The sequence below is a fragment of the Streptomyces sp. URMC 127 genome (genome assembly GCF_051386535.1).
Taxonomy (GTDB): Bacteria; Actinomycetota; Actinomycetes; order Streptomycetales; family Streptomycetaceae; genus Streptomyces.
In genome coordinates, this window is sequence record NZ_JBPQTW010000238.1 from 1 (window position 1) to 10,035 (window position 10,035).

Here is a 10,035-nt window from a genome sequence, read left to right on the forward strand (position 1 = left end):
CCCGCCCGCCGCGCCCCCTGCGCCGCAGCCCGTGCGCCTGACGAAGGTCACGCTCACCAAGGAGGCGCCCACCGTCTCCCTCACCAAGCAGGGCGGCACGTCCGGAGCGCTGCGCGTCAACCTCAACTGGGAGGTGCGCAAGTCGTTCAAGGGCTGGGGTCACAAGTTCGGCAAGGCCATGGCCATGCACGCCGACCTGGACCTCGACCTCGGCTGCCTCTTCGAGCTGCGCGACGGCTCCAAGGGCGTCGTGCAGGCGCTGGGCAACTCCTTCGGCTCCCTGCACCGGCCGCCGTTCATCCACCTCGACGGCGACGACCGCACCGGCGCGGTGGCCTCCGGCGAGAACCTCACGGTCAACCTGGACCACATCAACGACTTCCGGCGCATCCTCGTCTTCGTGACGATCTACGAGGGCGCCCGGAGCTTCGCCGGCCTGCACGCCACGGTCACGCTGCAGCCGCAGCACGGCGCGCCCGTCGACTTCTCGCTCGACGAGTGCACCGTGCTCTCCAACGTCTGCGCGCTGGCCCTGATCACCAACAACGGCGGCGACCTCGTCGTCCAGCGCGAGGCCCGCTACCTGGTGCCCGACCGCGGCGTCAGCCCGCAGCGCACCCTCGACCGCGCCTACGGCTGGGGCATGAACTGGACGCCGGGCCGCAAGTGACCGGCCGGGCCGCTCAGGGCGCGGCCTCGGGGCGGGCGTACGTCCGCCCCTTCCAGGCCGCGCCCCGGCCCCGGTAGTGCTGGACGGCCGAGTCCACGGTCATCAGCAGGTAGAGCAGGGCCGTGAACGGCAGCAGCGGCGCGAGCAGGAGCGGCTGCCGGTAGTAGCGCAGCATCGGCAGGTACGTCCCGGCCATCACCGCCCACGCGGCGCCCCCGGCGGCCAGCGGGTCGGTCCAGCCGGTCAGAGCGCCCGCCAGCACGCCGGCCGGCGGCGCCAGGTAGACCACCGCCAGCCCGGCCACCGTGCCGGCCAGCAGCAGCGGGTTGTGCCGGAGCTGGGCGTACGCGCTGCGCGAGACCATCCGCCACAGCGGGCCGAGACCCGGGTAGGGCCGGACGCTGTCCACCCGGTCCGCGAGGCCCAGCCAGATCCGGCCGCCGGTGCGCCGTACGGCCCGGGCGAGCGTCACGTCGTCGATCACGGCCTGCCGGATGCTGTCGGGCAGGCCCGCCCGCTCGGCGGCGTCGCTGCGCAGCAGCACGCAGCCGCCCGCGGCGGCCGTGGTCCGCGCGCCCGGCCGGTTGATCCACCGGAACGGGTAGAGCTGGGCGAAGAAATAGACGAAGGCGGGGACGATCAGCCGCTCCCACATGGTCGCAACGCGCAGCCGGGCCATCTGCGACACGAGGTCCAGGCCGCCCGTCCCGGCCGCCGCGACGAGCTCGCGCAGGCTGTCCGGCGCGTGGGCGATGTCGGCGTCGGTGAGCAGCAGGTACGTGGCGTCGGTACGGGACCGGGCGAGTGCCATGCCGTGCCGCACGGCCCACAGCTTCCCCGTCCAGCCCGGCCCGGGCTCGCCCGGGGAAGAGACGGTCAGCGGCAGTCCGCCGTGCTCGGCCGCAAGGGACCGGGCCAGCTCGCCGGTGCCGTCGGAGCTGCCGTCGTCCACGAGGAAGACCTCCGCCCGCCCCGGGTAGTCCTGCGCGAGCAGGGAGGGCAGGCTCGTGGGCAGCACCTCCGCCTCGTCGCGGGCGGGGACGACGATCGCCACCGCCGGCCAGACCGCGGGCGGCCTGCGCTCGGGCAGCCGCATGTCCGTACGCCAGAAGAAGCCCTGGCCCAGCAGCAGCCACAGCCACGCGGCCAGGGAAACCACAGTGATCCAAGTCAGCGCGCTCACCCGCTGCAGTCTGCCTCACGAGGGCCGTCCGGCCGGGGCTCTTCGCGGGAACCGGCCGGGGCTCTCGCAGGAAGCGGCCGGGGCTCTTCGCAGGAACCGCAGCGAACGCGCCCGCCCGTCGGGGCCGCCGTTTTCCCCCATCCATTAGAGTGACCGGGTGAAGATCGCGCTCATGGACTCCGGCAACGGCCTGCTCGCGGCGGCCGCCGCCGTGCACCGGATGCGGCCCGACGCCGATCTGGTCCTCTCCTCCGACCCCGACGGCATGCCGTGGGGGCCCCGTACGCCCGAGGACATCATCGCGCACGCCCTGCGGTGCGCCCGGTCCGCGGCCGCCCTCGCCCCCGACGCGCTGATCGTCGCCTGCAACACGGCGTCCGTGCACGCGCTCGCGGCGATAAGGGCGGAGCTGGAGCCGGCGATCCCGGTGATCGGCACCGTGCCCGCGATCAAGCCCGCCGCGGCCGCCGGCGGCCCCGTCGCCATCTGGGCGACCCCGGGCACCACCGGCAGCCCGTACCAGCGCGGCCTGATCCGGGACTTCGCGGCCGGCGTCGAGGTCACCGAGGTGCCCTGCCCCGGTCTCGCGGACGCCGTCCAGTACGCCGACTCCGCGGCCGTGGACGCGGCGGTCGCCGCCGCGGCCGCCCTGACGCCCCGCAACGTGCGGAGCGTCGTCCTGGGCTGCACCCACTACGAGCTCGTCGCGGAGCGTATCCGGGCCGCCGTCCAGCCCCTGCTGTCGCCGGCGGTGGGGCGTCTCGCGCTGTACGGCTCGGCTGACGCCGTCGCCGCGCAGACGCTGCGCCGCATCGGTGCGGAGCCCGACCCCGGCGCGACGCCGTCCGGGCGCCTGACGGTGCTGCTCAGCGGGCGTGAGGGCAGCATCGACCCGCCCTCCCTGACCTACCCCGAGGGCCGCTCCCTCCTGGAGAGCGCCGCCGTCCGTCCCTGAGGCGGCGGCCGCGCCGTTCCGGCCACTCGTTCCGGTGCGGTCCGTGCATCACCCCTGCCGTGGTGGCGGAAGGTGAGTAGGCTGCCTGGTATGAGGGACCATTCCACGGGCCCGCAGGGCCATGAAGGCGACGAGCACCCGGGCGCGGCCGGACCCCCTTCCCCGGCCGACGGCGCCGCGGACCTCGCCGTCTGGACCGGTCGCGCGACCAACCGCGTCCAGTGGCTGCTTGCCGCGGCCGGCGCCGCCTGCCTGGCACTCGGCGTCGAACTGGCCGTGGACAGCGCATGGACCTCAGGTCTGGCCCCTCTCGTCATGGCGGTCGTCGGCTGCGTCGCGGCCGGGCTGCTGATGCTCTACGGCACCCTCGCGTTCGTCCACGTGGCCGTACGGGTCGACATGGAGGCGCTGGAGGTGCGGTGCGGCCACATCGGCGTGCCGCGCACCCGCATCCCGCTGTCCCACGTCGTCGACGCGGACTTCGCCCCGCGCGTCACGCCGCGCCAGTGGGGCGGCTGGGGCTACCGGTGGCGGCCCGAGAAGGGCACCGCCGTCGTCGTGCGCCGCGGCGAGGGCTTCGTCCTCCGCCTCGGCGACGGCCGCTCGTTCACGGTCACCGTCGACGACGCGGAATCCGCCGTACGGGTGATCCGCCGGGCGCTGCTGCTCGCGCCGGGCCGCAAGGCACCGGCCTGACCTGCGCTTTTCCCGGTCGTTTCGCCGCACAGCCGCGCACACCTGCCGCCGCACGGGTGAACACCGGGTCCTCCCGGAGCACTAGGCTCCCCCCATGCCGACCCCCGATTTCATCCGAGAGCTCCGCGCGATCGCGGGCCACCAGCTGCTGTGGATCCCCGGTGTGAGCGCCGTCGTCCTGGACGCCGAGGGCCGCGTGCTGCTCGGCCGCCGCTCCGACAGCGGCGAGTGGGCGATCATCGGCGGCATCCCCGATCCCGGTGAGCAGCCCGCGTCCGCGATCGTCCGCGAGGTGTACGAGGAGACCGCGGTCCACTGCGTGGCCGAGCGCGTCCTGGTGGTCGAGGCGCTCGCCCCCGTCACGTACCCCAACGGCGACACCTGCCAGTACATGGACACCTGCTTCCTGTGCCGGGCCGTGGGCGGCGAGGCGCGCGTCAACGACGACGAGTCCCTGGAAGTCGGCTGGTTCGAGCCGGACGCCCTGCCGCCCCTGCAGGACTTCGCGGTCCGGCGCATCAAGCACGCCGTGGAGGGCGGCGCCACGTGGTTCGAGGGCATCAGCCAGAGCTGAGCCCCGGCACACCCCCTGCATAGGCAGCTGCCGGTGCCTCCCCGGGCAGCCATCGACACCGTCTATGGCTGCCTATAGTGGCGCGCATGGAACTGCGCCACCTCCGCTATCTGCTCGCCGTCGCCGAGCACGCGAACTTCACCCGCGCCGCGGAGGCCCTGCACATCTCGCAGCCGACGCTGTCGCAGCAGATCAAGCAGCTGGAGCGGTCCCTGCGGGTCCAGCTGCTCGACCGCTCCGGGCGCACGGTGCGCCTCACGGACGCGGGCGAGGTGTACACGCGCTACGCCCGGCGCGCCCTGCAGGACCTGGCGGCGGGGGAGCGCGCCGTGCTGGACGTGCAGGACCTCTCCCGCGGAACCCTGCGGCTGGCCGTGACGCCGACGTTCACCGCCTATCTGGTCGGGCCGCTCGTGGCGGAGTTCCACGCCCGGCACGCGGGGATCGCCCTCGACCTCCGCGAGCTGCCGCAGGACCGCATCGAATCGGCCCTCCTGGCCGACGAGCTGGACCTGGGCATCGCCTTCAGCGGTGCGCACCTGCCGGGCGTCGCCGGCACGGACCTGTTCACCGAGACGCTCGGCCTCGTCGTCGGGCCCGGCCACCCGTGCGCGGGCCGCAACACGCCGCTGCCGGCGGGCGAGCTGGCCGGCCACCCGCTCGCCCTGCTCAGCGGCGACTTCGCGACGCGCCGTCACATCGACGCCTACCTCGCCGGGCACGGCGTCACGCCGCGCATCGCCGTCGAGGCCAATTCCATCAACGCGCTCACCGAGATCGTCGGCCGGAGCACGCTCGCCACCGTGCTGCCCGACGCCATCACCCGGGGGCCCGCCCGGCTGCACCCCGTGGCGGTGGACCCGCCGCTGCCCGCGCGCACCGTCACGCTGCTCTACCGCGAGGCCGGCTACCGCAGCGCGGCGGCGCGGGCCTTCACGGCTCTTGCCCGGCGCCGGGCGCCGGAGCAGCAGGGCCCTCCGCCGGAAGCGTCTCCGCCGGAAGGGTCTCCGCCGGGCGGGTCTCCCCGAGGCGGCTCTCCGGCGTGACGGCGGCGCGGCGCCCGCGGTTGCGCAGCACTTCGAGGGCGACGGGCAGCAGGGACAGGGCGACGACGGCGCCCACGAGCGGCAGCAGATAGCGGTCCACGTTCGGCACTGCCGAGCCGAGCCCGTACCCCGCGAGGACCAGACCCACCGTCCACAGCAGGCCGCCGGCCACCTGCCACAGCGCGAAGGTGCGCGGGGCGACGCCCAGGGCCCCGGCGAGCGGGTTGAGGACGGTGCGCACCACCGGCACGAAGCGGGCCAGCACGATGGCGCGGGCGTGGCCGTAGCGGCCGAGGAGCTCCTCGGCGCGCTCGGCGCCCTCGTGCAGCTTGCGGCTGCGGGAGCGGGTGAGGAGCGCCCGGCCGCCGCGCCGCCCGAGGAGGTAGCCCACCTGGGCCCCGGCCAGGGCGCCGGCCACGGAGGCGGCCAGGACCTGGGCGAGGTCCAGGTGCGGTCCGGAGTGGGCTCCGCTGCGGGCCAGCAGGCCTGCGGTGAAGAGCAGGGAGTCCCCGGGCAGGAAGAAGCCGATCAGCAGGCCGGTCTCGGCGAACATCACCACGGCGATGCCGAGCGCGCCGAAGGCGGACAGCAGCGAGGAGGCGTCGAGCAGGTTGACCGCCAGGGCGGCGGCGGACTGAGCGGGCACGGGTGGCCTCCCTGAAGGACTACGGGGAAACGTCGCGACTGTAGACGATGAGCGGGCCCGTCACGGGTTCATGCCGCTGGCCCGCGCGATGGCGTCGACCTCGCTCCGGTCGTGCTCGGTGGCCGGCGGGGGCGTGCCGTGGGTGCCGACGACGACGTGCATGCCGTTCGGTCCGAGCAGGCCGGCGAGTCTGGTGAGGATGCGGCCGAACTCAGGTGTGAACAACTCCTTTTCGCGTGGGGAGAAGGGAATGTCGACCCCGTTCTCCCGGTGCACGATCGCCTCGTTGAAGCCCTTCAGGATGCGCAGCAGCAGTGCGTAGGACTCCGGGTCGAGGGATGTCTGCAGCTCGGCCAGGTAGAGCGCGAACTGCTTGGTGCGCTCCAAGAAGTTCCGGTCGTTCATACGGCCATCGTCGCGAAGTCCCCCGCACGCCGCGGGCCTTTCGGCATCTTCGGGCGGTCCGCGGTCTGAAGAATGGATTCGGCGGAGAAACCGTGTTCTGGTGACGGGAATTCAGTCGCGGTTTTCACCCTTCCGGGGGAACGCCGGTGTGCCCGGCGGTGCCGCGTGGGCCGCCCGGCCGCGCCGCCGGACGCCCCGCGCGGTGTATCCGCCGCGTGAACGGAATAACGGGGCACGAGAGTTCCAGCTCTCGAAGGAAGAACCGGGCGCAATTCCCTTCCACCGGTTTACTCCAGGAGCCGCCGATGTCCGGAATCTCACCCTGTTGATAAGAGGTCGGCTTTGCTAACGTATCCGCTGAGTACCCTTCCGGGCGCGGCCGGTGGCTGCCGGGCAGAGTCGATCCGTTCGCCGGGACACCCCGGCCCCTGAGCGGGGCCGGGGGTCGAGACGTCCCCTCGCTCGGGCTGACTGCAGGGACGCGCATGAGAACTCTTCGGGCGGTCCGCGAGTGCCCTCTCGCATTGCGATTGCTATTCATCAATCAGTGCGGCATCGATGCCGGTTTCTATCTGCTGATTCCCTTTCTGGCAACCTATATCGGGCATGATCTGGGAATGTCCGCGGCCGTCGTCGGGCTGGTCCTCGGAGTGCGCAACCTCAGTCAGCAGGGCATGTACATCATCGGCGGCACGGCGGCCGACCGGCTCGGGCCGCGTGTCGTCATCATCGCCGGATGCGCCCTGCGGACCGTGGGCTTCACGCTCTTCTCGTTCGGCAACTCGCTGCCCCTGCTGCTCGCCGCCTCCGGAATCAGCGGACTCGCCGCCGCGCTCTTCTACCCGGCCGTGCGCTCCTACGTCTCCCACGAGTCGGGCGAGCACAAGGCCGAGGCGTTCGCCCTGCTCAACGTCTTCGCCACGATCGGCTCGCTCGTCGGGCTGCTAGCCGGCAGCGTGCTCTACCTGACCGACTTCCGGATCTGCGCCCTCACCGCGGCCGGGCTCTTCGCCGCGCTGACCGTCGCCCAGGCCTTCGTGCTCCCGGCGCGCGAGGTCTCCGCCGGCCGCGACCCCATCGGCCGGGAGCTGCGGGAGGTGCTCGGCAACCGCCGCTTCCTGTGCTTCGCGTTCGCCACCACCGGCATGTTCATCATGGAGAACCAGCTGTACATGCTGCTGCCCGACGGCGCACAGCAGGTGTCGGGCTGGAGCGGGGCCGAGGCCCTGCTGCTGAGCGCCGGAGCCGTCGCCAACCTGCTCTTCCAGTTCCGGATCACCCGGAGCCTGGAGCGGCGCGGGGGCGGCATGCGCTGGGTGGGCGCGGGCATCGCCGTCATAGGGCTGGGCTTCGTGCCGCCGCTGCTCGTGTGCGACGCGTCGCCGCCGAAGGGCGCCGGGGACGTGGTGCCGCGGCTGCTGGTCATGATCTCCGCCTCGCTGCTGCTGTACTTCGGCGGCATGGTCGCCTATCCGCCGGTCCTGGGGCTGATCCCGCGCTTCGGCAGCGAGCGGCTGACCGGTACGTACTTCGGCTTGTTCTACGTGCTGTCGGGGGCGACGGCGGCCGGCGGGAACGCCGTGATCGGCTGGGTGATGGACATCGGCGAGCACACCGGGCGGGCCTGGCTGCCGTGGGTGGCGTGCCTGTTCTTCGGCCTGGCCTCGGGGGGCGCGGTGGCCTGGCTGTACCGCTCGCGCGCGCTGCCGTGCCCGTATCCGGCGGCGGTTGCGGCGGCGGATACGGGCCTTACCGCGGAGGCCGGGGCCGCGGGCGGCGCGGCGCAGGACGCGCTGCGGATGCTGCCCGGCCAGCCGCGCGCCGCGGACGACGCCGCGGACCGCCGTACGGGCTGAGCCCCGCCCGCCGCGTGCCCGTACCACTGAGCGGTTCCGCACCGGACGGGTCAAAGGCTCCCGCCGCCGGGTTGACCCGTGCGCGGCGTGGTACAGGACGGACGGGGCCGGTCCCCGAGAGGCGCACACAGGCCGAGGCATCGAGCACGAGGAGGGCACTGCATGCCCATCGCAACGGTGAACCCCGCGAACGGCGAGACGCTCAGGACGTTCGAGGAACAGGGAGCCGAGGAGATCGAGCAGCGCCTGGCCGCCGCGGCGGCGGCGTTCCGGCACTACCGCACCACGGACCTGTCCGAGCGGGCCCGCCTGCTGAACCGGGCCGCGGACCTCCTGGAGGAGGACCGGGACGACATCGCGCGCACCATGACCACCGAGATGGGCAAGCCGCTCGCCGCCGCCCGCGCCGAGGCGGCCAAGTGCGTCAAGGCCATGCGCTGGTACGCCGCGCACGCCGCCGGGCTGCTGGCCGACGAGCACCCGCCGCAGGCCGAGGTCGCCGACTCCGGCGCCGCGCTCGCCCGCGTCCGCTACCGGCCGCTGGGCGTGATCCTGGCCGTCATGCCGTGGAACTTCCCCCTGTGGCAGGTCGTCCGCTTCGCCGCGCCCGCCCTGATGGCGGGCAACGTCGGGCTGCTCAAGCACGCCTCGAACGTGCCGCAGACCGCGCTCTACCTCGGTGACCTCTTCCGCCGCGCCGGCTTCCCCGACGGCTGCTTCCAGACCCTGCTCATCGGCTCGCGGGCCGTCGAGGGGATCCTCCGCGACCCCAGGGTCGCCGCGGCGACCCTCACCGGCAGCGAGCCCGCCGGCCGGTCGGTCGCCGCGATCGCCGGCGACGAGGTGAAGAAGACCGTCCTCGAACTGGGCGGCAGCGACCCGTTCGTGGTGATGCCGTCGGCCGACCTCGACCGCGCGGTGCGCACCGCGGTCACCGCCCGCGTCCAGAACAACGGCCAGTCCTGCATCGCCGCCAAGCGCTTCATCGTCCACGAGGACGTCCACGACGCCTTCGTCGAGCGCTTCACCGCCCGTATGGCCGGGCTCACCGTCGGCGACCCCATGGCCGACACCACCGACGTCGGCCCTCTGGCCAGCGAACAGGGCCGGGCCGACCTCGAAGAGCTCGTGGACGACGCCGTGCGGCGGGGCGCGATCGCCCTGTGCGGCGGACAGCGGCCGAAGGACCTGCCGCAGGGCTGGTTCTACGAGCCCACGGTCCTCACCGGCATCACCCCCGACATGCGCATCCACCGCGAGGAGGCGTTCGGCCCGGTGGCGACCGTCTACCGCGTCGGCGGTGTCGACGAGGCCGTCGAGCTGGCCAACGACACGCCCTTCGGGCTGAGTTCGAACGTGTGGACAACGGACACGGGGGAACAGGAACGTTTCGCGCGGGACATCGAGGCCGGTGGAGTCTTCTTCAACGGCATGACGGCCTCGCACCCCGCATTGCCGTTCGGCGGCGTCAAGCGTTCGGGTTACGGACGCGAGCTCTCGGGCCACGGCATCAAGGAATTCTGCAACGTGACGACGGTGTGGCACGGGGCGGAACCGGCGCGGGAGACGTGACCTGTCGGCAGATTAACGATTCTCCTCACGGATTTTTCCGTTTTCGCAGGTGGCGTGAGGGGTTGTGCGCCGGTGGCGAAGGCGAGCGGCGCGCCCCCGGCGCAACCCCATAGCCATGCCTTCGGCGTTGTGATGATGCGCTAGTCGTACTTACGGTGGGTGCCGCGGATCCACCGCCCGGATATCCGGTACGGGATTCAACGGATCTGCAAGCAGGCGCCTGTCGTAGTACGCACCATCATCCTCGTCGAGAAGTCGAAGAAGGAGAACGGTCATGACGTACGAGCGTCCCACCCTCGCCAAGGCCGGCAGCTTCCGCAAGGTCACCGGCGTGAAGAACACCGGGCCGAAGGACGTCCTGGGCGGCAAGCAGCTCCTCTGATCCACCGAGCGGGGGGCGGCCGCCCCCGCCGCCGGGGCGCTCCGCTTCGC

Annotated in this window: 11 protein-coding genes; 8 read left to right on the forward strand and 3 right to left on the reverse strand. The window is 73.0% G+C overall.

Annotation, left to right across the window (positions count from 1 at the left end; all coding sequences use genetic code 11):
• Positions 1 to 670: TerD family protein (locus ACSNOH_RS30130; protein WP_436724613.1), on the forward strand; the 670-nt coding region annotated here is incomplete at its 5' end.
• A 13-nt stretch (positions 671 to 683) separates the two neighbouring features.
• Here the strand turns inward: ACSNOH_RS30130 and ACSNOH_RS30135 are convergent.
• Positions 684 to 1,853 carry a glycosyltransferase gene (locus ACSNOH_RS30135; RefSeq protein WP_436724614.1) on the reverse strand — a complete coding sequence of 390 codons (1,170 nt, stop codon included), beginning with the start codon at positions 1,851 to 1,853 and terminating at the stop codon, positions 684 to 686.
• A 157-nt stretch (positions 1,854 to 2,010) separates the two neighbouring features.
• Here ACSNOH_RS30135 and ACSNOH_RS30140 point away from each other — a divergent pair, with 157 nt between their 5' ends.
• The 4 genes from ACSNOH_RS30140 (at position 2,011) to cynR (ending at position 5,124) form a co-directional block, all read left to right on the forward strand.
• Complete coding sequence (locus ACSNOH_RS30140) at positions 2,011 to 2,808, forward strand: glutamate racemase (protein WP_436724615.1); 798 nt, start codon at positions 2,011 to 2,013, stop codon at positions 2,806 to 2,808.
• A gap of 90 nt (positions 2,809 to 2,898) precedes the next feature.
• On the forward strand, positions 2,899 to 3,504 hold the full coding sequence (locus ACSNOH_RS30145) for a hypothetical protein (protein WP_436724616.1): 606 nt from the start codon (positions 2,899 to 2,901) through the stop codon (positions 3,502 to 3,504).
• Positions 3,505 to 3,598: 94 nt separating this feature from the next.
• Positions 3,599 to 4,078, forward strand: a complete 480-nt coding sequence (locus ACSNOH_RS30150; RefSeq protein WP_436724617.1) for an NUDIX hydrolase — start codon at positions 3,599 to 3,601, stop codon at positions 4,076 to 4,078.
• An 86-nt stretch (positions 4,079 to 4,164) separates the two neighbouring features.
• Complete coding sequence (cynR, locus tag ACSNOH_RS30155; RefSeq protein WP_436724618.1) at positions 4,165 to 5,124, forward strand: transcriptional regulator CynR; 960 nt, start codon at positions 4,165 to 4,167, stop codon at positions 5,122 to 5,124.
• Here the strand turns inward: cynR and ACSNOH_RS30160 are convergent.
• Together ACSNOH_RS30160 and ACSNOH_RS30165 are read right to left on the reverse strand one after the other, a co-directional pair.
• Entirely contained in the window at positions 5,012 to 5,770 is a 759-nt protein-coding gene (locus tag ACSNOH_RS30160) for a DedA family protein (RefSeq protein WP_436724619.1), read from the reverse strand. The two genes, cynR and ACSNOH_RS30160, sit on opposite strands and share 113 nt — an antisense overlap.
• A gap of 60 nt (positions 5,771 to 5,830) precedes the next feature.
• Positions 5,831 to 6,175: a hypothetical protein gene (locus tag ACSNOH_RS30165; protein ID WP_436724620.1), complete on the reverse strand. Its 345-nt coding sequence runs from the start codon at positions 6,173 to 6,175 to the stop codon at positions 5,831 to 5,833.
• A gap of 485 nt (positions 6,176 to 6,660) precedes the next feature.
• Between ACSNOH_RS30165 and ACSNOH_RS30170 the strand changes: the two genes are divergently transcribed.
• The 3 genes from ACSNOH_RS30170 (at position 6,661) to ACSNOH_RS30180 (ending at position 9,985) form a co-directional block, all read left to right on the forward strand.
• Positions 6,661 to 8,031 carry an MFS transporter gene (locus tag ACSNOH_RS30170; protein ID WP_436724621.1) on the forward strand — a complete coding sequence of 457 codons (1,371 nt, stop codon included), beginning with the start codon at positions 6,661 to 6,663 and terminating at the stop codon, positions 8,029 to 8,031.
• A 162-nt stretch (positions 8,032 to 8,193) separates the two neighbouring features.
• Complete coding sequence (locus ACSNOH_RS30175) at positions 8,194 to 9,603, forward strand: NADP-dependent succinic semialdehyde dehydrogenase (protein ID WP_436724622.1); 1,410 nt, start codon at positions 8,194 to 8,196, stop codon at positions 9,601 to 9,603.
• Positions 9,604 to 9,877: 274 nt separating this feature from the next.
• Positions 9,878 to 9,985, forward strand: coding sequence for a keywimysin-related RiPP (locus ACSNOH_RS30180; RefSeq protein WP_436724623.1), 108 nt, complete (start codon positions 9,878 to 9,880; stop codon positions 9,983 to 9,985).
• Positions 9,986 to 10,035: the final 50 nt, after the last annotated feature.